This is a genomic window from Sphingosinicella terrae (assembly GCF_003347635.1).
Classification (GTDB): Bacteria; Pseudomonadota; Alphaproteobacteria; order Sphingomonadales; family Sphingomonadaceae; genus Allosphingosinicella; species Allosphingosinicella terrae.
Genome location: NZ_QDFY01000021.1, coordinates 1 through 22,939 on the forward strand (window position 1 = coordinate 1; position 22,939 = coordinate 22,939).

17 protein-coding genes are annotated in these 22,939 nt (G+C 63.5%); 11 read left to right on the forward strand and 6 right to left on the reverse strand.

The annotated features are described in order from the left end of the window. The first annotated feature begins 241 nt into the window (after window positions 1-241). Window positions 242-1,498 carry a tyrosine-type recombinase/integrase gene (locus DDE10_RS22060; RefSeq protein ID WP_114954974.1) on the forward strand — a complete coding sequence of 419 codons (1,257 nt, stop codon included), beginning with the start codon at window positions 242-244 and terminating at the stop codon, window positions 1,496-1,498. 17 nt (window positions 1,499-1,515) lie between these two features. Here the strand turns inward: DDE10_RS22060 and DDE10_RS22065 are convergent, their stop codons facing one another. Beyond that, complete coding sequence (locus DDE10_RS22065) at window positions 1,516-2,325, reverse strand: hypothetical protein (RefSeq protein ID WP_114954975.1); 810 nt, start codon at window positions 2,323-2,325, stop codon at window positions 1,516-1,518. Window positions 2,326-2,474: 149 nt separating this feature from the next. Between DDE10_RS22065 and DDE10_RS22070 the strand changes: the two genes are divergently transcribed. Beyond that, on the forward strand, window positions 2,475-6,290 hold the full coding sequence (locus DDE10_RS22070) for a hypothetical protein (protein WP_114954976.1): 3,816 nt from the start codon (window positions 2,475-2,477) through the stop codon (window positions 6,288-6,290). Window positions 6,291-6,750: 460 nt separating this feature from the next. On the opposite strand, the gene DDE10_RS22075 is transcribed toward DDE10_RS22070, so the two are convergent. The 4 genes from DDE10_RS22075 to DDE10_RS22090 form a co-directional block, all read right to left on the reverse strand. Further along, window positions 6,751-7,869 (reverse strand): DUF4062 domain-containing protein, encoded by a 1,119-nt coding sequence (locus tag DDE10_RS22075; RefSeq protein ID WP_114954977.1) that lies wholly within the window; start codon window positions 7,867-7,869, stop codon window positions 6,751-6,753. Window positions 7,870-8,102: 233 nt separating this feature from the next. Continuing rightward, window positions 8,103-8,984, reverse strand: a complete 882-nt coding sequence (locus DDE10_RS22080; protein WP_114954978.1) for a plasmid partitioning protein RepB C-terminal domain-containing protein — start codon at window positions 8,982-8,984, stop codon at window positions 8,103-8,105. Next, on the reverse strand, window positions 8,981-9,874 hold the full coding sequence (locus tag DDE10_RS22085; protein WP_114954979.1) for a plasmid partitioning protein RepB C-terminal domain-containing protein: 894 nt from the start codon (window positions 9,872-9,874) through the stop codon (window positions 8,981-8,983). Before DDE10_RS22085 ends, DDE10_RS22080 begins: the two co-directional genes overlap by 4 nt. Further along, the gene (locus tag DDE10_RS22090; RefSeq protein ID WP_284734828.1) at window positions 9,871-11,430 is read right to left on the reverse strand and encodes a recombinase family protein; all 1,560 of its coding nucleotides are present in this window, start codon (window positions 11,428-11,430) and stop codon (window positions 9,871-9,873) included. The genes DDE10_RS22085 and DDE10_RS22090 overlap by 4 nt, the downstream gene beginning before the upstream one ends. A 62-nt stretch (window positions 11,431-11,492) precedes the next feature. Between DDE10_RS22090 and DDE10_RS22095 the strand changes: the two genes are divergently transcribed. The 3 genes from DDE10_RS22095 to DDE10_RS22105 all read left to right on the forward strand — a co-directional run bounded on the left by DDE10_RS22095 (window position 11,493) and on the right by DDE10_RS22105 (window position 16,633). Beyond that, window positions 11,493-11,858, forward strand: coding sequence for a hypothetical protein (locus tag DDE10_RS22095; protein ID WP_114954980.1), 366 nt, complete (start codon window positions 11,493-11,495; stop codon window positions 11,856-11,858). 949 nt (window positions 11,859-12,807) lie between these two features. After that, a complete protein-coding gene (locus DDE10_RS22100) occupies window positions 12,808-14,895 on the forward strand; it encodes a ParB/RepB/Spo0J family partition protein (protein ID WP_114954981.1) in 2,088 nt (695 codons plus the stop codon). A gap of 664 nt (window positions 14,896-15,559) precedes the next feature. Then, entirely contained in the window at window positions 15,560-16,633 is a 1,074-nt protein-coding gene (locus DDE10_RS22105) for an IS110 family RNA-guided transposase (protein ID WP_114954982.1), read from the forward strand. A 107-nt stretch (window positions 16,634-16,740) separates the two neighbouring features. Here the strand turns inward: DDE10_RS22105 and DDE10_RS22110 are convergent, their stop codons facing one another. After that, a complete protein-coding gene (locus tag DDE10_RS22110) occupies window positions 16,741-17,484 on the reverse strand; it encodes a LuxR family transcriptional regulator (protein ID WP_114954983.1) in 744 nt (247 codons plus the stop codon). A gap of 296 nt (window positions 17,485-17,780) precedes the next feature. Between DDE10_RS22110 and DDE10_RS22115 the strand changes: the two genes are divergently transcribed. From DDE10_RS22115 to DDE10_RS22140, 6 genes are all read left to right on the forward strand, one after another. Then, window positions 17,781-18,719 (forward strand): ArdC family protein, encoded by a 939-nt coding sequence (locus DDE10_RS22115; RefSeq protein WP_114954984.1) that lies wholly within the window; start codon window positions 17,781-17,783, stop codon window positions 18,717-18,719. A gap of 253 nt (window positions 18,720-18,972) precedes the next feature. Then, window positions 18,973-19,935, forward strand: coding sequence for a DUF2493 domain-containing protein (locus DDE10_RS22120; protein ID WP_114954985.1), 963 nt, complete (start codon window positions 18,973-18,975; stop codon window positions 19,933-19,935). A 302-nt stretch (window positions 19,936-20,237) separates the two neighbouring features. Further along, window positions 20,238-20,477: a sigma-70 family RNA polymerase sigma factor gene (locus DDE10_RS22125; RefSeq protein WP_114954986.1), complete on the forward strand. Its 240-nt coding sequence runs from the start codon at window positions 20,238-20,240 to the stop codon at window positions 20,475-20,477. A 60-nt stretch (window positions 20,478-20,537) separates the two neighbouring features. Beyond that, window positions 20,538-21,464, forward strand: a complete 927-nt coding sequence (locus DDE10_RS22130) for a HEPN domain-containing protein (RefSeq protein ID WP_114954987.1) — start codon at window positions 20,538-20,540, stop codon at window positions 21,462-21,464. Window positions 21,465-21,769: 305 nt separating this feature from the next. Continuing rightward, window positions 21,770-22,183 carry a single-stranded DNA-binding protein gene (locus tag DDE10_RS22135; RefSeq protein ID WP_114954988.1) on the forward strand — a complete coding sequence of 138 codons (414 nt, stop codon included), beginning with the start codon at window positions 21,770-21,772 and terminating at the stop codon, window positions 22,181-22,183. 323 nt (window positions 22,184-22,506) lie between these two features. Further along, entirely contained in the window at window positions 22,507-22,854 is a 348-nt protein-coding gene (locus DDE10_RS22140) for a hypothetical protein (protein WP_114954989.1), read from the forward strand. Window positions 22,855-22,939: the final 85 nt, after the last annotated feature.

The following is a 22,939-nucleotide window of genomic DNA, read 5'->3' on the forward strand; positions in this document are numbered from 1 at the left end:
CGGGGATGAGCCGCGAGGGCGACCAATATCTCGCTCAGCCTTTGCAAAGGCTGGTGACCCCTACGGGACTCGAACCCGTGTTTTCGCCGTGAGAGCAGAGGTCGCGGGGGTTTTGCGGACGCGGGCGGACGCCCACGGATGGCGGTTTTCCGCCATTCTTTGAGCTTCGGGTCCTTCCTCGTCCACCCTAATCCTGCTACGGTTTTGCAACGAATTTGTGGCGAGTTTGAAAGGGCGCTCAATGGCCAGGACCCTCCGTCATGCCAAGATCGACAGCCGCACCGCGCGCGCGCAGCTGCCGGTCCGCAGCAATCCCTATTGGCATTCGCTCGCGCGGGGGAGGGCGCTCGGATACCGCAAGGGTGAGAAGGGGGGAACCTGGGTCGCAAAGTATCGATCCGGCGATGGAGCGCGGGCCCAGACCCTATTGGGGCCGGCGGACGATGTGCTCGACGCGGATACGTCTGCTGTCTTGACCTTCTCCGAAGCGCAGGCGGCTGCCCGCGAGTGGTTCGCGCAGCTCGACCGAAATTCGGGGCGAAAGCCTGAGCCCTATACGGTGGGGCAGGCGCTCAACGACTACCTTGAGAACTTCACCGGCAAGTCGCTGGAAGCTACGCGCCACACGATCGAACGGCATCTCCGGCCCGAGTTCGGTGCCATGCAGGTCAGCGAGCTCACGACTGAGCGGCTGACCGCGTTCGTGAACAGGATCGCCAGCACTCCGTCGGTGTACCGCGCAAACAAAATGGGGGTGAGAAAGAAGCGTCCGATCGGGCCCGATTCCGCGCGCATTCAAAAGTCGAACGCGAACCGCGTATTCACGCCGCTCCGTGCTGCACTCAACAGAGCGTTCATGATGGGGAAGGTGCCGGACGACACCCCTTGGCGGCGGGTGAAGCCGTTTGCAAAGGTCGACTCCCCGAGGATCCGCTACTTCACGCCCGGCGAGATCTCGCGCCTCATCGAAGCAGCCCCCGAATGGTTCCGGCCGCTGATCCAGGCTGCGCTGCTGACCGGTGCCCGCTGGTCCGAATTGTTTCGGATGCGCGTGCGAGACGTCGACTTCATGGCCGGAGTCGTGCTGTTTCCAGAGACGAAGAGTGGCAAGCCTCGCCACGTCTATCTTTCCGACGAGGGCGTGGAGTTGTTCCGCCAGGTCAGTGGCCGCCGCGCCGGCGACGAGCTCATGTTTTTGAATCAGCACGGGCGTCCACTCGGGACCTCGCACCAGATCCGACCAATGACAGAGACTTGTCGTGCCGCCGGCGTTGACCAGGCGGGGTTCCACATCCTTCGCCACACCTATGGTTCTAGGCTGGCCATGGCGGGAGTGCCAGTGGCGGTCATAGCGGAGTCTCTGGGACACGCTGACGAGCGGATCACCCGCAAGCACTATGCACATCTGGCACCATCCTATGTACGTGATGCTGTTCGGATCGGCTTGGGCAACCTTGGTATCGTGAAGGCGCAGGGTCTTCGGCTCGTCCACGGGTGATGCGTTCGGTGCACCCGTTATGGCGTCGGGGCCCCTCGCTCGGCATGTCCGAGACCCATGAACCGTAGATTGACCTCTTCGGCGAACAGCGCGCAGCAGGCATCGATCTCCACACGAAAATTGCTCGACTGGCCGGACAAGACGACGTGAGGGGCGCGGTCGTGTATCGCGCAGACCATGTCACCTATGCGATCCCGTGAGCGGCGATGGATCGTCTCCACGGCGTCCTGCGGGAGGGGGTCAGCGAATTGCAAGGCGAGCGCATACTCCCAGGGCAGGGGGTCAGGGTCATACGACAGTGCCTGCCGATCCTTGAGTGTAACCTTCCGCCAGCCGACAAAAATGAGCCGAGCCCGGTCGACAAGATCAATTCCCGCCGCCGCTGACGCAACGCGCACGGATTCAGAAATCTGTTCCTCGACCCACCTAGTGCCGGTCTTGAACCGCTTTTCCGAAAGCGCCTGCTCACTGCTCAAGGCGTCCTTGAGGATCTCCGACCTGTTCAGAAGCCGGTGGTAGGCAGTGCGCACCCGCCTCGCGCGGAACTCCCGGAAAATCCGGATCTCCAACGCCGTTCCCTGGCCGAGGGCACGTTCGAGCGCGGCGAGGGCACTCCACTTCTCAAGACCGGCGCCGTCGATCTGCCGCGCCCGAAAAAACTCCAGAAGAGCTGCCAGGATCTCGGAAGCATGCCTCGCGATCTCACCCACCAAGGCTTCACGCGCCGTTCGCCTGTCGCTGCGATCGCGAAGGAAGGCATTCGCAAGCGCTCCTATGATGGCACCGACCAATCCGCTTACCAAGGGAATGAAGTTAGTCCACTGCATCTGCCTGCTCGCCCGAAGCTGCGCTCCGCCAACCGGATCTTTGCTGGCCAAACACTATCAGTAGAACACGATCACCTCGCCTGTTTATTTCACCGCGTCCAATTTCGGAAGATGTCGGCGCGGGCGAAACGAGCTAAACATTCCCCACCATGAGGATTCTCTCCCAGCGTGCGGAAAAGGCGTACCTCCGCCAGGTCACACCTGTGGACGCCGGCCCCACCGGCTCACGAAGGTTCCCGTACTTGAATCTCAGCGATGAAGACTTTGAGCGTCTTCTGCACTCGCTTGCCAGGTTCCAGCTTCAAAAGGAGGGCTATTATGATCGAGTCCGGCTCGCTCTGGCGGGCGGTGATGCTGGCATAGACGTTTCTCTCTGGAAGGACGAGCAGCTCGTTGGAGTGATGCAGTGCAAACGTCTGTCCTACCGGATGCCGCGTCCGGACGCGTTGAAAGAGATTTTGAAGTTTCTTCTTTTCCTGATTGTCGACGGGGACATGCCGCCTCCGGAGAAGCGACTTCGGTATTACCTTGTCCTTGCGACTGATCCCGCCCGTACCACCGACGCTTTCTTCAAGAAACCGCGCCGGTGGATCGAGGAAAACCATGCTCTAATCGCAACATGGATCGAAGAGTTGCTCGATAAGCACGCATCGCTTTCTCAACTATCTCTCGGTGAAGTGTTGCCAACCGTGCTCTCGCGTATGCGAACGATTGATTATCACCTGCTGCTCCCCGCTATGCTGGACGAATGGCTCTCAAATGCTCGGCCGGTGCGTAAGCAGTTTTTCCAATGGGATCAAATCGCCTCACCGGCCGCTGTCGAGCGAGCCGTCGGCAGTAAGCTGAAGCAGATCTTTCCCGAAAGAGCGCTTCGGCCCCTACCGGTTGCGGGCCGGCCGAGGCGCACTGCCGCGGCGACGGTGTCGAAGCTCGTCGCGGACAAGCTGGACCGGAGTGACATCTACAAGCGAAACAGAACCGTGCGGCGGGCGGACTTCGAGCAAGCACTTCGGAGATTTCTCGCTGGGCCCGCGAATATCCTGCCGATCATAGGGTTTTCGGGCGTGGGAAAGACCTCGGCACTGGCCGAGCTCGCCGAACGGGAGGAAGCGGGACTTCCGCCCCGCCTGCTCATCCGCGGTGCCGAGATTAAGCCGGATATTGACGGCATCGCAGACATGCTGGAACGTCTTCCATGGCCGGCCGCCGGCTATTCACGACCTGACGCACGTCGCCTCTCGGACTTCGCGAACCATCGGGATGGACCGCTTCTCGTGCTTCTTGACGGTTTGAACGATGCGGATGTCCGCGATCCTCATCTGCGCGAGTGTTGGCTTCCGAGCACGATTGACTGGCTGATCTCCCACGATGCCAGGCTCGTCGTAACGTGTCGTCCGGAGCGCTGGTCCGCCATCCAGCCCACGATACCACCCCGGCTGCTCCATCTACTCCCAGAGCGGACCGACTCCTCTGGTGAGCGTAAGCGGGAGGATGCATCGGCCCGCTTGATCCGATTACGGGACTTCACACGCGAAGAAGCGGCGGAGGCCGTTAAGGCCTACGGAATGGAAAGCTGGTTGTCCGCAGGAGCCGCAGGACACCCATTTCTGCTTCACTTGGCGGACGTACTTGGCTCGCGGGCGGATGTGCGAACGATGAACCTTCCGCAGGTATTGGAAGCATTCATCGACCACCGGGTCGCTACGGCGCTGGAACTCCTCGGCAAGCCAAGGTGGCAGCCAGAGGTGACTGCCCTTCTTGGAAGCCTGGCTATGCACATGCTCGGCGCCGCTCGGCAGAACGTCACGAAGGACCGAATGGAGAAGCTTTTCGGAAACCGTTTCATTGCCGTGGATGCACTCTGCGATGAGCATCTCCTAGAGCTGATTGAAGGTGAGTACCGATTTCAGCACGATCAGGTTCGCGAGTTCCTGCAGGCTTCCCAGCTTGACCTCACGGCCGTCCGCCGTGGTATTCCCGTTCTTCCCAGGCGGCCCGACTTCGGCGTCCCCGGAGGTTGGTTTCTATTCATCTTCCTTCTCTTTCAGAATCTTGGGGGTCGGCTGTGGCCGCGGCTCCACGGCCACCCAGAGCTGCCGCCGGCAGTCGTGGCATTCCGCCTGCTGGACCTGATGCGCGGCGTTCAAGGCTCGGAAGTCCAGGAGGTGCTGGAGGAACTCCGCCGTGCCGCGTCCGATCCATATACTAGCTCCGCCAAGGACTATGCACGCCAATGTATCCTGCTCCTGCTCGCGCTGTGCCCGGGTGCAGCCGCGGAGCATCCGATCTTCGGCTGGTGGATCAGCCAGATGCTTGATCAGGCGGAGTTCTATCGTGATCGCTGGTCCGAGCAGGTCGACGAAGCGGTGGCTGCCTACCTAAGGCGATCATCCCTCTCGCACGAGAGTAAACGCGTCTACCTCTCGCGCATGCTGGCGCGAGAGGATGAATTCCACTGGCGAGGAGCGGACGTCGCCCGCGACGCCTTTTGGGAGACCCTGTGGCGCCAGACTACCACCCTGAACCAGGCATTTCAGAAGTCCCCCTCCGCCCGGCTGATCGAGTACCTGCTTGAAGTCGACCTCGACGATACAATCGATTGGCTCGGCGCTGTGCTGGATGATGATAGATTGCTGACCAGCGTTGGCGACGCAACTCGCCCTCGGCTCCCGGTCCGCACAATCGCGATGAGGACGCTGTTCCGGTTCCGCGACCTCGCTCCCGAACGAATCATCTGGACTACTCTTGCTGCGTCCTCAGCCTCGGCTGCCAAGCTGCTCGAGGCGTTCGCCCAGACGCACCCGGATGAGTTAGCCTCCGCATGCCTCACCTGCCTGGCGGATGCGCGGCCGGAGCAGACGGAGCGCCTTCAACGGGCTCTCTGGTATGCTGCCGACTCTCCATTTATGTCAGGCGAGGAGATGCTTCCTTACGCAGTGCGCCTGCTCTCCTCGGGCCAGGCGAGAGGCATGGAACTCGTATGGGCGATTCGTATCTTCTTCGCCCACCGCGCCCGCCACCGGCACATGACCACTGTTCCGGATCTCAGAGAGCATTTTCTGGAGCTGCTCTCAATACTGCAGCCCATCGCGGACCAGGCAATTGTCCTCCTGCGGGCCCACCTCCAGGTCAACCACGAGGCAGACCTAATGGCCGTGGACTTTCTGTATCTGCTTGAAGAGGATTTCGAGGCCGGGCTGGAGCTCCTGCAACAGCAGATCCAGGATGCCGGCGGTCTGCGGACTTCCGGATTTGCAGCAATCGAGAATTTCCTGACCGCGCGAAGGGTAAGGGAGCCCCAGCGGATGGAGAAATATTCCCGTCTCGTTCAAGTGCTCAGCCGTTATCTGGATCTTCACGGCGAACAGGCGGCTGCCGTGATGGCCGAGGCCGTGTTGAAGCTCCTCGAAGCGACAGGCCGCCAGAGCTATGCGTTCAGCTTTGCAGAAGCCGAGAAGATACGGCTTCCGGAGCTCGGGCTTGGCATCCTTGCGGTAGGCGGCGAAGCCGTCTGGAGGGTGTGCAGCACGCTCGTTTGGCCGTGTCACTGGCGCATCAGAAAAGCGATATTCCGACAACTAAGGACGGCTCCCCTCAGTGGGAGTAACGTCGAGAGCCTCGTGAAGACGCTCTGCGACAACTCCCATGTGGTCCCGCGACGCCTTGCCCTGGTGTACCTCAAGTGGCTCCGCGTCGAAGGACGTGAAATTGCGTGGGACGAGGCTGTCCGCAGGCATCTGTACCACGCAAGTGGGCGGGAAGGGTCGCTGGCCGAGTCACTCCTGATCTACTGGCGACGGCTACCGACGGAGCGGCAGTCTCCCATAAGTGGGGCTGTCACGACCCTCCTCGAAAATGGACGTGATTTGAAAGACGCAACGGACCCTAGAGGCCCGGCAGGTGTGCGATGGCGGGGAGAATTGAAGCCTAAAGCGGCGCACGGTGGAGCTTCCCTCCGGGGCTGAACTCCGGTTCGCAGGCGACGCGCTGCAGACTTTGTAAAGTATCGCGACGGCTCTCATACGTGCTGACGAGAATGCCCGAACTGTCTTCCACAGAAGCGATTCGATGGAGCGAGGGTCCACTTCCTGTCCGGAGGCGGTGTCATATGATAGGCGCGGCCGTTAAATCCGCATTAGAACTCGTTCGACCTGTGCAGGGGCGTCCACTTGCATTCCGCCCCGGAAAGAAGCCTCTGTTGAAGTCCAAGCGAACCTGCAGAGGGAGTGATGGTAGGGACGACTACAAGAGCGGCCGATCTGACGATAGCGTCTGGTGGGTCGGGAGTACGGAGCAGAAGCATCGAGTAGACGCGGTGCCGTCCTCCAGCATGTTCGAACATCCTGCGACTGAGCGGAATCTCCATAAACTTCTGTGGCGATAGAGCCGCGACTCCTGCGATTGGAACCGTGTGAACGACTCCGCTCAGCCCGCCGGGAACTGCCGACGGAGCGGCACGAGCAAATCTTCGATGAGGCGCGATCGATCGACTCGCAGCGCCGCTCGGCGCTGGACCTTCACCACAGGCTGGTGATTGCGCTCACCCATGCCGATCGTCACCGAATCTGGGCTCGCGTCGTTCTGCGACCTCGTTCGCCAGGCACGGTACTCCGCACCGGCGATCCGTACGGCGACAGCGGCGTGAGTCAAACGCTGCGTGGCATCAATATGGTCGATAAGGGTGGTCGCGAAGCCCAGGGCGGTAGCGATCCGCTGCTGGACTATCTCTTGGATGATAACCATGTGACCGCCCATGTCCCATCCCCTCCCGGTCGATGGTTCGTCGAGCGGCTGAAGGATGAGGATCGAGCCGTCCTCGCTGAGCCGCAGGAACGCGCCGCGATCCTGGCGGATTACTAGGGCGCCATCTGCGATCTCGACCTTGTTTCCGAGCGAAGGTGAAAAGAGGCGGTCCGGTCCGAACAGGACAGATTGGAGAACGTGCTCGGACAAATCGCGCGATTCAATTTCGACGGGCCGCAGCACCTGCTGTCGTGGGCCCATGGCGATGGCAATGTCCACGGTCGCACCGGTTGAGGACATATTGCGGTTCTCCGGAGGGATCAGCGCGAGGGCCCGACGGGTGAGTTCCTCCGGATCAGCGGTACCGACCGCGTCAGTTAGGGCAACGTCGTGCAGGGCCCGGATGATGCCAGCATGCAGGTCCTCAGCATCGGCGAAGCCGCCGCGGAACAGTCCGGCCTCCCAGTCCTGCACTTCGGTGATTAATTCGGCCTGTCGAGGCTCAGGCGTGACGCCCTGTTGCACGAAGGCGAGCACATGCTTCGTGCCGCGCGCCTCGCGATACTCCTCATGTGTCGCGGAAAGACCGGTAGGCTGGACCGGTCCATACCTTTCACCGAGGATCAACACCACGATGTCGGCATCGCGAACGCCTTGCAGACATGCGATCTGAGGCGAGGTTGGTCGTGCCTCGAAGTCCTCGGCCATCAGGGCCTCGTGGCGGAGAGTCGTTACCGCTCGTCGCGCGGCATCCCGAAATGGGCCGAAGTCGCTGATTAGAGAACTGATGAAAACCTTCATGGGTGCGATCTAGGACGCGATTGAGAGTTGTCGAGAGGTACACACGAGAGCAGGGAAGAAATGCGGAACCCGACAACAGCGATGAAGCCGCCCGGCGTCGGTAGCCACGCAGCTTCACGCGCGGCACTGACGCTTAGTTTTCCCTGTGGAGATGGGTGCGGGGTCCGAGACTGGGGAGCGCGGGGAGAGGTGGGACCCAGAAGAGCGGCTGGTGTCACATAGGTCGATGATTCTCACGCCGCCTTTTGCAGCTCTCGAACCTTCTGGAACTCGGCCAGGATCTCTGGGTGACATTGAGCCAAGTAGCCGACGACTCTGGCATTCGCGAGGAGACGAGCGACGTATCCGGTGGCAAGGACGAGATCGAGATGGTCCGCTCCGTAATCCTTTTCGATGAGCTTGAAGTGCCGCTGGAGCTTGGCTGACTCCTCCTCCATTAACGCAATCTGCTCTGCACTTAAGCCTTTCAGCGTCTTGGATTTCTTAGGCCTCACCAGGAGGTCTTCGGGCGTCGCTGCGACGAGTGATCGTGCGTATCCAATGGTATAGCGGTTCATCGCCACCATGAGTTGAGCCGCCTCGATTTGACGCTCTGTGCGGAGCCTGCGCAACTCACGAAACGTGTTGATCGCAACATGTTTATCCCGGAGCAATTCCGCCACCTCCGGGCAGATACCCTCAAGCAGGCGCCGCCGGCTCCGGATGGCCTTGATGTTCACATTGAGCGCTCTCGCGAGCCGCTCCTCCGACACTCCGCGTTCCAGCGCGGTAATGATCATCCGGTGCTCCTGGATGATCGCGAGCCGGTTTATTCGCTTGTTATAGGTATAAGCTTCGTCCTCGGTCGAGATGAGGCAGACGACGGCGCTTACACCTTGGTCCTTCAGAACCTCGACACGAAGGTGCCCGTCGAGAAGGTGGTAGGTATTCGGCTCGCCGGCGTCCCTGATCACGACCGGCGGCTCAATGATCCCCACCTCCTTTATCGATGCCGCGATCTGGGCATATTTGACGGACTTCTTCACCTTCTCCGGCACGGGCCGAAGCGGAAGGATCTGAGTGAGAGGAATACGCAGGCTGGCCGCTTCGAACGCCAGCTTGAGTTTTCGCTTCATTCGGCCACCCCCACCAGTTCCGGGATACGCGCCGCGAGGTTGGCGGGAACAGTGATCAGATCCTCCTCCTCAAGTATGGCGAAGAAGGCGTCGTCGTCGATCAGGCTTCTGATCGCCTCCGTTATGAAACTCAGACGCGCCTTTGCGATCTCGGACCTCCTGATGAGATCCTGCTTGCGCTGGGTGTCCTCCTCGTATGCTTGGACAAGTGCCTGCGTTGACAGAGGGCGCTTCTGTCTGTGGTCCACACGGAGCCCTTTCCCGCGGCGGCGGCGCAGTTCGACCAGGCGTCGCGCCGCCACGAGCTTGCGGCCTTTGAGGAGGTTCTGTTCGTAGGCGCTCTGCAACGCTGCTTGCACTTCCGTGTCGTCCGCATCGGCTATCTGCACGGCCACCGTGATCGGGATCGCCCCGGATTCCACGGCGCGTAGCAGGCGCTCCTCGCCCTTCCTGAGCAGTCGCATCACGCCGCTCACATATTCATAGGAGAGGCCCGTCTTCCTTCCGATTTCCTCGATGGAGTAACCTCGCTCGCCCATCGCGGCGATGTCCTGGAGAAGATCCAGCGCCCGGTGCTGCCGTCGGGCGCAATTCTCCACGAGGCTCGAGACGAGGCAGTCGTCCTGATCCGCAGTGACGATCAGCGCCGGCACCTCCTCGTAGCCGAGGGTCCTGCAGGCCTCGAGCCGACCTTGGCCGCAGACGAGGTCATAGAATGACTCGTCCCCTTGCTGGCGACGGGTGACAGTGATCGGTCGCTTGAGCCCGACGAGGGCTATGCTCTCGACGATTTCGTTGAAGATGCGGCGGTTGCGGACGCGCGGATTAACGACGACGACCCGATCGACCGGGATCATCTCGACCCTCTGGGCTGGAGTGGCCTCGGTCATGCCGCCCTCCGGAGCATTTCACGCCGCGCCATCTCGTAGACTTTGTCGAGGGAGGTGAAGCGATAGGCATCCAGTGAGAGGCCGTTATACTCGCACAGGCGGATCACGGCCTCGCGGACGTCCAGGCTTGGCAACAGGTAGAAGTCGAGCGGATTCTGGTTCTCTCGGTCCATGCGGACTGCGATCGTCAGGTCGGGACGGAGGCTCCGGTCAAGCCGGATCTGCCAACGCAACGAACCCGCCGCGGTATGCCGGCACCTGACGACGACGAGTGAGGCGGTGAACTCGCCATTCACCCAGAGAAGGTCAGTGCCGCTGTCCTGCAGCACCCTCCCACCGGCTGTGCGGATTCCCTCGATCACTCCGGCGATGACCTCGGGATGCATGCGGCGAAGGGCCCGATTGATCTCGAGGTAGCGATAATCATGCGCGGGCGAGAAGCCGACCAGGGTGTAAGCCCGCAGTAGGCTGCCAAACCGGCTGCGGAAGGCGCTGCTGGAAGGGCATTCTTCGCACTCGTCGATGATTAGTCCGGAGAGGCTCCCATTCCGTTGGAGCAGCCGCGAGAGCCTCTCGAGCATCTGCTCGTCCGTGAGTCGCGCGGATCGAGCCGCTATGATTGCCCGAGCTTCCGCGAAGACAGCGGGATCGACGATCCCCTCGAACACGCCATCGCACCTTATCCAGTCCTCAGGCCGGTTTTCCTGCCGTGCCTGCTTCAGCTTGAAGGAGGTCCGCCCCCAAACGTTGTTGCCGATATACTTCTCGTTGATGAGGAGCTGGTGCACCGTTCCCCGCGTCCACGGGCGCGACAGGTCCGTGAGCACGCCTCGGCCGTTGAGAATATCGGCGATCTCCGTCTCCGTCCGCCGCTCCTCGATGAACAGACGATAGACTTCGCGCACGACCGCCACTTCGTCGGGCGGCCCGGGAATCAGGATGACGCGGTCCGTGGTGATGCTCTTGTGTTCGCCCCGTCCCAGCTCGCCTTTCGCAGCTCCATTTTGGTCGACGAGGAGGCGCCTCAGGCCAAATCCGGCCGGACCTCCCTGCCGGAAGCCCCGCCGGATCAGATTGGACTGGCCGGCGAACACTTTGACCGAGAGTTCCCGGCTATATTCTCCTGCCATCGCCCGCTTCACCGTCTTGATGATGGACGATCCGATGCTGCCGTCATTCTCGAACTGCTCGGCGCAATAGTGAACCGCGATGCCTGCCTTCTTACATGCCAGCTCGATTGCGGCGGCCTCGTCGGGATCTTGGAACCGGCCCCAGCGGCTGACGTCGTAGACGAGAATTACCTTGAACGCCGCGGACTTGGTCTCGACCTCTGCGAGTAGCTGCTTGAGCGCATCTCGGCCGTCGAGACGGAGACCGCTCTTGCCTTCATCGGCGTAGGTTTTGACGATCTCGTAGCCGCGCTTCTCGGCGTAACGCCTGATCGCCGTCTGCTGATTGTCGGTCGAATATCTCTGATGCTCGGTGGACATCCGCACATATTCGGCGGCCGGCACCAGGGGATCGGCTGATTCAGACGTCTTATCCCAATTGATCATGACCGCTCCTCCAGCAGCAGCTTGACGAGTCGCGGCAGCCCTAGATCATTGGAGCGGGAAAGATGTTTCCGAAGACGGGCAACAAACTTCCGCCACGCTCGCGCGCCAGCGATGCATATGCTGAAGCGATCGCTGAGGCCCTTCGAACCGAGCTTGGCGCGTCCCACCGGGCAACCAAGACGCTGATGCGCTGGACGGGAGCCAGCGAACGCACAGCAAAGAACTGGCTCAGCGGGCGCTACGGTCCAAGCGGGTATCATCTCGTCCAGCTCGCGAGGGAGTCTGACATCGTCCTCGCGACCGTTCTCGCGCTCGCGGGACGCAATCATCACATGGTGGGTGCCGAGCTGCTGGGGATGCGAGACGCCCTCGCCCGCGTCGTGCAGCTTATCGATGCCACCCTGCCGAGCACGCGAGAACCTTCCTGAGCCCGCACAGCCGTTTTCCGGGCCGTGACCTAGCTTGAATAGCGTGGAGCGCCGCCAGTGAAGTGCACCGGAAGTAGGACAGCCGCGCGCGCGAGGGACATGAGCACGCTGCACAGCTCCGAAAGGCGCGAAGGCTTTTCCTGGCGACTCGAAGGCGTGCTACCATGTCTGTGCTCATGCCGCGCCGTACGACCTCCGAAGTCGAAGCCGCGATCCGCACGACGATTGTGTCGGCCCGGGATGCGGAGAGGGAAGGGGGGTGATCACCTATCTCGCGCGGGATCCCCGACAAGTGGACCTGAAGGGCAACATTGGCTGGCCGATCTATGTCGGTCAGTCGAAGGTTGGGGAAGCGGGTTCGCAATCATCTGCGCACGTCAGAGAAGCAGGCGCGAGCGCATGACTCCGTCAGGACGCGGATCAGCAAGATCCTCCACGAGTGGCATGTGCTGATCTTCGAAGTGCTCGACCGTCAGCCCACACGACTCGTGTCCCTCCTCTCCAAGACCAACTTTGCCGCTCATGCCGTAGGAGCGGCTATAACACCTCCAATCTTCGACTCCTGCAGAACGCGGCGGGTCCGCCCGATCATCAGGCACGAGATACGCACGAATTGGCTTTGGGAATTCAGCCTCGAGGAGGTGGCCGCAGACGGGATCCGGGTTCGGCTCGGCTGCCGGCAGTGCCGTGGAACGCTCCCGACCGATCTTCGCATTCCGAACGGCTAGACACGCCGCCGAAGGATCTTCGCGCAATCCGCGACGATCCCCTGGGGGATGGTCGAGCCCTTCACCGTCTGCGGCCGGCGGGGCGGGCGCTTCGTTGGCTTGGAGGTGCCCTGAGTTCCAGCGCGATGGCGCGGCGGCGCCGCGCCTGGAGGAGAGGAGGCGGTCACCGGACGAGCGACGGGTGCGGAGAGGCCGCACCGGCTCTTACTCGGAGATCTTCCATGATCAGGACGATACCTTTGAACAAACTGATGCCGAGCCCCCGCAACGTGCGGCGGGCGACGCACGAGCAGGCCGATCTTCAGCTGAAGGCGGATATCGAAGCGAGGGGGTTGCTGCAGAACCTCGTCGTCGCCTCGAGCCGCAAGCCCAGGGGCCGATTCACCGTCGAGGCCGGCGGCCGCCGCTTCCGTGCGCTCGCCAGCCTCGCCAAGGAGGGAAAGCTGCCGGCTGACCACGAGGTCTGCTGCCTCGTCGTCGACGGCGCCCCGGCGGCAGTGCAGGAAGCGGGCCTTGCCGAAAACTTCCAGCGGCTCGCCATGAATCCGGCCGACGAGTGTCTGGCGTTCGGACAGCTGATCGAGCAGGGGGCCGACGTCGAGGGTGTCGCCCGCCGGTTTGGGCTCACCGTGCGGTTCGTCGAGGGGCGACTGCGGCTCGCGAACCTCGCGCCTGTGGTGTTCGAGGCGCTCGGCGCCGGCGAGATCACGCTCGACGTCGCTAAGGCCTATGGAGCGACGCCCGACCGGGAGCGGCAGGCGTTCGTCTTCGAGCAGGTGAGCCGCAGCTACATGGCGCAGCATCCCGACAGCATCCGCCGGATGATGACGCAGGCGACGGTGAGCGCGAGCGATCGACGGGCGCGGTTCGTCGGCGAGGAGGCCTATGTGGCGGCGGGGGGCCGCATCGAGCGGGACCTGTTCTCGGACGAGGACGACGCGCGCTGGCTCGACATTGCCCTGCTCGAGCGGCTCGCCACGGACAAGCTTGAGGCGCTCGCCACCGACAAGGCGGAGGAACTGGGTCTCGCCTGGGTCCGGCCGGCGCTCGAGTCCTGGATTGGCCATCCCGCGACCGCCGGCCTGCAGCGGGTCGCGCCCGAGCGCGAGCCGCTGACCGAAAACGAGGCCTGCCGCATCGAGACCGCCCATGCGGAGATCGAGGCACTGATCGCCGTCATTGACGACGAGGAGACCGCCGACGACGTACGGCAGGAGGCCGAGGAGAAGGCGGAAGCGCTGGAACGGGAGATCGCCGCGCTTCGGCACAAGCCGGCGATCATCGACGAGGCGCTGCGGCCGAAGCTCGGCGCCTTTCTCCAGCTCGACGACAGCGGCGCGCCGGTGCTGGGTTCCGTGTTCTACTCGGAAGCCACGGACCACAAGGACGAGGAGCCGGGGGACGACACCGGCGTCGACCGACCCGATACTCCCGCCCCCGTCAAGGAGCCGGAGCCCCAGGACCGTCCGCAGGCGATCTCCCGCGCTCTCCTCGACGAGCTGGCGATCCAGCGGCGGGACGTGCTCGCGGTCCATGTCGCCGCCGATCCGGGGCTGGCTCTCGATCTGGCCATCTTCCTGATGGTAGACCGGGATGCGGGACATTCGAGCGGGAGGAGTGGGTCGTCGCTGCTCGCGCTTCAGCCTTCCGATCCCGTGTTCGGGTTCAAGACGCCCGACGCTCCGGCGACGGTGGCGCGGGCGCAGGCGGTGGAGGCGCTCGAGCGCAGCTGGACGGAAGGCGCGACGCGCGGCGAGCGCTTCGATGCATTCCGCGCCTTGCCGGAGGAAGCGCGAGCGGCCTGGCTCAGTCACGCCGTCGCGCGGACGCTGGAGGCGAGCGCCAACTCCGCCGAAAGGATGTGCCCCTTCCACGACCATGTCGGAGCGCTGCTGGAGATCGACGTTGCCAAATGGTGGCGGCCGACCGGCGTCAACTATTTCGACCGGGTGCCGAAGGCGGTGACGCTCGCGGCGCTGGAGGAGGTCGGCGGCCCCTCTTTCGCCTCCCGCTATGCAGGACTGAAAAAGGCGCAGCTCTCGCAGTCGGCGGAGCGGATCTTCGCCGGCGACTTCATCGCGGATGTGGAGGTGAAGGAGCGGGCACTGGACTGGGTTCCGGAGCCGATGCGATTCGCGCCGCCCGCGGCATCCTCCGTTCCCGCCGCGGACGAGACTCCGCCGTGGGAAGACGAGCCTGCGGCGGCTCCAGACAAGGATCTGCCGGCCGAAACGGCGCCCGAGAGTGGAGGAGGCGCGCCGGAGGCGGGCGGCGATGAGCCGTCCGAGACGATCGAGGAAGCGGCCTGAGGCCTTCCACGACTTTCTCAGGGGCGGCGCTCCGGCGCCGCTCCGCACTCTCGTCACTGGCTGGGGGCAGCCACCGGAACTTGTGAGAACTGGCCAGAGGGCTTGCCCAAGAGGGATATGCAGGCACGCCCTACTTTCCGCCGCGATCAACCCGGACCCCACGGCGCTTGGCTGAGGAGCCTCACTGAGCCGGCCGTCATCACCCGTCCGGACGGGCGACGGATCGCTCACAGGAGATTGGCGACGACGGCGCCAAGTTCGAAATGATCGCCGCCCGGTGTCCCTGCCGTCCTCAACCCGTGGCGAGCTTATTCCAATCGCGAACGATTAGGAGCGATATCGGACGGATCACAACCGCCCATCTGGCTGACTCGGCACTCTGCCTGCTACTAGGCGATTGAGACCGGATCAAACGTCGTGAGATTGGCCCGGGGCGCTGACCCGCTTGCCCCAACCTGACGACCGGCTCGTGTTGCGTTCTCCCTATCGGAGCGGCGGACGCGGAATCCCGATGTTACCTAAGTGGCTCCGAGCCACGGCGCATAGCGTGGGACCGCGTCCGTTTGCGCTAGTAAACATCATACTGGTCCTTGGATGCAAAAAAACCCAGGGTTTGGAGCCTCACCATCGTCATACCACCCGTCCAACGACGGAGATTTGACGCATGGCAGTCGGTGAATTCTGGGTAGGTCTCGATCTCGGGCACGAGAGCATCAGTGTTTGCGTAGTGGACAACTCAGGCGCAGTCCTGCGCGAGCAGGATTGTGCCACGAGCCTTGCTGACGTTGTGGAGTCCCTTGCGCCATTTCCAATGGCGTCAATCGGCCTCATCGCCGTCGAGGCGGGGGCCGCAACCCACATTGTGCGGAAGCTTCGCGACCGAGGGTTTCCGGTGGGAATTTTCGATGCGCGGAAGGCGAGGCGATTTCTCGCGATCCGCCGTAATAAGACAGATTGCGGAGACGCGAGGGGCTTGGCCGACATGGCTCGCCTGGGGCAGCACACGGTCTCCCAGGTTTACCTGAAGAGCCTGGAGTGTCAGGAAATCCGATCGCAGATCGTCCTGCGGCATCGGGCGGTAAAGGTACGGGTGTCGCTCGAGGCCGGCCTCCGTTCACGCCTCAGACTCTTCGGCCGCTTAGTCGAGATGCCGAGCGGGAACCGCCCTGTCCGAAAACGGGTAGAAGCCGAGGTGGCAGCGATCCGGGAAGAGGACGGATTCGATCTATGGCCGGAGCTGGAACCGCTGGTTGCGGTCTGCGACAGCCTTCGAGCGTTCATTGCGGACGCTGATAAGCAGATCGAGCGCCGAGCACACGCGCATCCCGTGTGCCGCCTCTTGATGGAGGTGCCAGGCGTGGGAGCGCTTAGTGCTCTGTCATTCTACAGTGCGATCGAAGATCCTCATCGGTTCAAGCGGAACAGCGATGTGGGCGCGTACCTCGGGCTCGTGCCTCGACGCTATCAGTCCGGTGATAACAACCGGACCCTGGGCATAACCAAGAGCGGAAACAAGTTGACGCGTTCCCATCTGGCGACGGCGGCTTTGATCCTGCGATCTCGCGGCCGCGACTGCGCCTTGAAGGAATGGGGTCTTCAGCTGAAAGATCGAATCGGCTCGTCCCGTTCGCGTGTTGCATTGGCGAGAAAGCTGGCGATCGTGCTGCTAGCCATGTGGAAGACAAACACGCCATTTGAAGCCTACCCTCCTCGCGGGACGAGGATTCCCAAAGGCTAGCCTTTGCATGGACCCATGGCTGTCGCGGCCCGCGCGTAAGCCGGAGACGTTCAGCGTTAAGCTGCCTCAGCCTGCCTGCGACGCGCTAGACGTGCCAAGCGGAGAGACTATCGCTTGAAGATGTCGAGGAAGGAGATGGTGCCGCTGAACAGCGCATGGGCGACCAACTGAGATCGGCTTACTGCATCGTAGTTTGCCCGGGCCTGCTTCACGTACTGATGCACTGTCTCCGTGCTGATGCCGAGGATCGTCGCGATCTCCGAATCCGACTTTCCGCGAGCGACCCAGATCAAGCAGTCACGCTCGCGGTCCGAGAAGCGGGCAGGGTCGGCTCGCTTCTGATGATCGCGCTTCACGAGCCGTCTTGCCGCCTCGAAAGCGAATGCGCCCACCAGTTGCGCCGTCGCGAAGTGCTCCGCTGAGAGCGGCCGGCCGCGAGCAGTCGCGAACGAGCAGGAGCCGTTCACCTCTCCCGGGACGTGCGCCGGCACGGTATAGCCTTCTTCAAGGCCTTGCCGAGCGGCCGCGTCGAGCAGCGCGCGATCCATGCGCGTGAGCGGGATCATCTTCGGCAGCTGCGACCATGTGAAGCCGACCAGCGTCGTTTGGCAGGCCCGGTGAACGGGATCGGTCCGCCCCAGCAGCTTGCGATCGTAATAGCGCTCCCATTCCTCGGGATAATTGTGGATTCGAATGGCAGGCTCCGATGAGCGGCGCAGATCCACATGATGGGTGAGTGCGAAGTGCCGGAAGCCCAGCTCTCTGGTGATTTCCGCAAGGATCGTCCGCAGTTCCGCCTGCGTGTCGGCGGCGTTCATGTCGCCGACAAAGGCACTGACCCGTTCGAACATGCCGAACCGCTGCGTTCCGCACGGTCACGAGGGGCGTCCCAAGCGCCGAGTCCACGTGCCGCCCTCTTGAGGCCGCCTCCCGGGATCTCACTCCGAGAGAGTGGCCATCGATGGCCGTGTCAGTGCTCGCCGAACAAGTCAGCGAGCTTGTCCACGATCAGAGTATGACAAGATATAGTATCGCTCTTCAACCCCCCAATTGGGGGAATAGCTTAACCTAAGGTAGGACATGAAAAGGAGAGGGAGCTTCCGAAATCGCGGCTCGATTCGAGCCGGTCAGATTGGGGAGACTCCCGATGAAACATTCACTCGGCCGGCCTTCGCCGGCAGAAACGATCACCGCCGCGGTCGTGAAGCGGCTCGAGGCGGGCACGCGGCCGTGGGTTCAGCCCTGGACCGGAGCCTCGGTGTCGCGGCCACTTCGCGCCTGCGGCACGCCGTACCAGGGTATCAACGTCCTCTGGCTCTGGATGGCGGCCGAGGCGGCGGGGCACACTTCGCCCTTCTGGATGACCTATCGACAGGCGCACATGCTTGGAGCCCAGGTGCGGAAGGGCGAGCGGGGCTCGATCGCCATCTTCTATCGGACGTACCTGCCACGGGAGGCCAGCGCGGATGATGAAGCCGAAGGCGACCGCACCCGCCGCGTCCTCAAGAGCTTCACCGTGTTCAATGCGTGCCAGGTCGACGGCCTGCCGGATCGCTTCTTCCCTGAGCCGCAGCCGCTTCCGCCGCCGACGGAGCGTGACCAGGTCCTCGACGCCTTCTTTTCAGCGATTCCAGCGAGGCTGCGCCACTTCGGCGCCGAGGCCTTCTACTCTCCCGTGTCCGACCAGGTGACGATGCCGGAGCCCGGCCTCTTTCGGAACCTCGACCACTATCGCGCCACGCTGGCGCACGAGCTGTCGCACTGGACCGGCCACGAAGGCCGGCTTGCCCGTCAGATGGGTGGCCGGTTCGGCAGCGAGGCTTACGCGATGGAGGAGCTGGTAGCGGAGCTTTCCTCCGCAATTCTCGGTGCCGAGCTGGGGCTCCCCGTCGAGCATCTCGACCATCACGCCAGCTACCTCGCTTCATGGCTCAAGGTGCTCAAGGCGGACAGCCGCGCTATTTTCACCGTGGCAGCGAAGGCCGAGGAAGCCGCCTCGCTGCTCCTGCGGCTTGGGCGGAATGAGGCGTCGGCAGATTTGGTGCATGAGCGCGATGCCGAGGATGTGCAGGTGCGCGCGGCCTAAGGGTGGCGGCGCGAGGTGGCGTGGACCGCCGCATTGATGCGCGGCACGGCCGGCCGGGAGAGGCCCTGCCCCGGCGGCGAGACGCCCGCAACCCGCTGCGCCCGCGGCCCGTGTTGGCTTGCCGCTGCGCGGCAGCCTGCCCGCGCCAGCCGCGGCTTCGGGGTGTCCGGCCCTTTGGGCAGTGCGGGCACTCGCCTTAGCCGGGGCTCCGGGCTCCCGGCGCCGATCCCGGCGCGAATCAGGAGAGTCCGCCATGCACACCAACCTTGCCGCCCAGCTCGCCGCGCTGGAGCTCGGCCACCTCAACGTAGCTCGACCGAGCACGAGCCCCTGCACCGAAAGCATCGACCCTGATGCCGCCGAGCAGACGCTGGCCGCCGTCTGGTCGGACCTCTTCGCCCTCTTTCCTGATACGGCTCTGGAGGACGACGCCGAAGAGATCGCCTGGGCTTTCGTGAACCTGTTCCACCGCGCCGCGGCCAAGCGCCTGGCGCAGGTGGACCGGGCGACGGACGAGATCCGGTGCCTCCTCGCCTCCGCCGACGGCTCCGAGGTGCATTCGGGCCAGCTCGAGACCGAGATCGAGCGCGCCCGGGCGGCCGAAGCCGCCATGCTTGGCCTTGAGGCGCTTCGTGAGACCGCGGCTCTCCTCTACATGCGCGAGACCGGTCATAGCTGGCGGCCGGCCGGTAGCTCGCGGCTCAATCATGGGGCCGGCTGCACCTCGGCCGTGGTGAACGGACGCGACTTCCTGCGGGCGCGGGCTGAATCCCGCCGTCGGGCCGCGATGCCCGAGGGAACGCCGGTGCTGTTCGCAGGCGGCCGCCTCTCGTTCGAGACCGATGAGCAGGCGAAGACGCTCGCTACCAATGTCTGGGAAACGCTCGACAGGGTACGCGACCGCGTCGCCGACCTGATCCTCGTCCACGGCGGCGACAGCAAGGGCATCGATCGCCTCGCGGCTTCCTGGGCCGAGCGACGCAAGGTCCCGCAGCTCGTCTTGGGGCTCGAGACCCGGCTCGGGCAACGCGCCGGATTCAAGCGCAACGAGCAGATGCTCTCGCTCAATCCGCGTTGTTTGGTGGCCTTCGCTGGCAACGGCGTTCTCGAGCGTTTGGTCATCCAGGCGAAGGAAAGAGGCGTCCCCGTCGTCGACCGCCGCGGCCCTCTCGGCACCAACCCGAAGCGTGCGGCGCGCGCCGCCCAGGCGGCGTAGCCGCCGGCCTGGACCGGATGATGCCGGTCCAGGCCTCCCATCGCGGCAGATGCTTGCTGGAACGTTGGCGCTGGGACTAGCATGCTGCTGCCGGCTTCGGCCGGCCGCGGCGCCGATACGGCTGCCGGCGCTATAACCAAGGCGTCGGCACATGTTCCCAAACATGGATCTCACAGCCCGTATCGGGGCCGCGTTCCGGCGCGTGGCGCGGTTCGGCCAGAGGAGAGGGCGCGGACGTCGGGCGGAGGCGCGAGGCACGTCATTCCGACGCGGCCGGCCTCCGTACCACGAGGAATGCCGCCATGTCCGACACACCCGATCCCGAACTCCTGCGCCGCATGGAAGACGCCATGCTCAACATGCCGAAGATGCAGCGGGAGATCTTCATGGCCCACCGCCTGGACGACATATCGTACGGCGAGATCGCCCGCCGTACCGGGCTGACCGTCCGTCAGGTGGAGCGACATCTGGCGAGGGCCATCTACAAGCTCGACAAGCAGCTGCGCGGCCGGAAGCTCAGTTGTTGGGAGCGGTGGTTCTGACCATCCGGGACGCTCTCTTGCCCTCGCCAGCGGCGTCCCGACCTCTTAGGATCGACCCCGATGCGAACGGATCTCGACCATCTTCCACCGGCAAAGCAGCGCGAGCTGGAGCGCGTGGTGCAGATCCTTTTCGAGGAATTCGAGGAGAAGATCGGGCTCGCGACGCAGGACTGGAAACGCAGGGGACGCATCCAGAAGATCATCCTCTATGGCTCCTACGCACGAGGGAACTGGGTCGACGAGCCGCACACGGCGAAGGGCTATCAGTCGGATTTCGACCTGCTGATCATCGTCAACGACAAGCGCCTGACCGACCGGGTCGAATATTGGGCGAAGGCCGAGGACCGCCTGATTCGTGAGCTTTCGATCACCAAGACGCTCCGGACACCAGTCAACTTCATCGTCCACACCCTTCAGGAGGTGAACGACGGGCTGGCGCACGGTCGATACTTCTTCATGGACGTCGCCCGAGATGGCGTCGCCCTCTATCAGAGCGACGATACTGAGCTTCCGGAGCCGAAGCCGAAGACGCCGGAGCAAGCCCTGGCGATGGCAAAGGAGTATTTTGAGGAGTGGATGCCTAGTGGCGCTGAGTTTCTCGAGGGATTCAAATTTTATATGGGGCGGCGTAGCTGGAAGAAGGCCGCGTTCCTCCTCCATCAGGCGACCGAGAACCTTTACCACTGCGTACTATTGGTGCAGACTTTTTACACGCCGCACGTCCACAACCTAGCGTTCCTGCGCACTCAGGCCGAGCGGATTGATCGCCGGCTGGTGCACATCTGGCCGCAGGATAGCCGCCGCGACAGGCGTCTTTTTGAGAAGCTCAAAGCCGCGTACGTGAAGGCTCGATACTCGAAACACTACCGCATTAGCGAGGATGAGCTGACCTGGCTCGGTGAGCGCGTGGAAGAGCTCGGGCAGGTCGTGCACGTGGTCTGCTCGGAACGCATCGCGATGCTTGAGGCGCAAGCGAACGCCGCTTGATCCGTTCTTACGAGCGGCCGGAGCGGATCGTCAGGAGCGCTATAGAACCGATTTCTGATCACCTTCGACTCTCCTGAAGCTGGCCGACGGACCTCACCCATCTCCTTCTTTAGCCCTCCTGGCACGGCCGCGGCGGGGCGCAACCCGCGTCCCTTCGGCCCGTGTTGCCCTTTGGGCTGCCCGCGCCGGCCTCGGTCCGGGGTTTCCCTGCGGCTGCGCCTCCGGTGCGCGCCGCCGCATTCGCCGCGCCTCTCTCCGGGCTGTCGACGGGGTGGTCCCGGCGACAGGAACAGGAGACTTTCGACATGACCAATACCGTTCTTCTCGTCGGCAACCTGGGCGCCGATCCCGACCTTCGCACAGCGAACAGCGGCACCGACATCGCCTCTTTCAGCCTCGGCACCAGCCGTCCCAAGCGAGACAGCGAGGGCAAGACCTGCAAGGATGCAAGCGGCTTCACCGCCAAGGACACCGAGTGGCACCGTATTACCTGCTTCAACGGCCTCGGCAGGATCATCGCCCAGCACGCGACCAAGGGCATGCTCGTTTCGGTCCGCGGCAGGCTCCACTACACCCGCTGGACCGACCGCGAGGGCGTCGAGCGCTACGGCTGCGAGATCATCGCCGAGGACGTCCAGTTCCTTAGCCGGCCGCGGCAGTCCGGCGCCGGCGGCGGGTCCGAACCGCAGCAGGATCTCGACGACGACGTGCCGTTCTAAGGCGGTCAATCGCCCCGGCGGCTTCGGTCGCCGGGGCTCTTACCATCCTCTTTCGTGCTGCCATTCCACCGCCGAGAGGCTCCTCGATTCGTGCGTCTTGGTGCGGGAGGAGAGACTGCGGGGGAGGGGTCTCGTCTCGTAGAGGCCCAGTGTGGCGGGCGGCGAGGCAGCTGATCAAGGCTGCGCGGTGCCCCCAATTTGCTTCGCAAATCGGCTCCCCCACGCCCCGCTTCGCGGCGCCTTCGGCGGCCCTGACAGCCGCCTCGCCGCCCGCTCCGCAGGCGCCGTCTTCGATCGGAAGACGATGCTGAAGGAGACATCCGATGAACAATTTTTCGACGATCGGACGCGGGTGCGATGCCGCGTTGGACGCGCTTCGGGCGGAGTTCGGAGGAGTTCTGGCCGCGCGGATTATCGAGGCTGAAGCCGTCGACTTCCTATGGGAGGCTCGGGTTCGGGAGCGGTACCTGGGTCAGCAGATCGGCTGGGATCTCGACGATGAATATGCGTCTCAGGAGCTCTCCCGGGTTTCGATTTTGAGCGTTCTGGATGGCCGCTGGTATGTCGGAATGTGCCTGGTCGATGGCGAAGGAGCGGCGGTGGAGCTGCTCTGGAAGCGACCTTGCGAGGGTCGCGGAGAGGCTGAATTCGAGCTCCTTCGGGCGCGATGATCGCTCCGGAATGGCTCTTGCGGGGGCGACGCGGCAGCGTCGCTCCGCTTTCCTTTTGCTCACTCGGTGCAGCTTTGGCGCGATC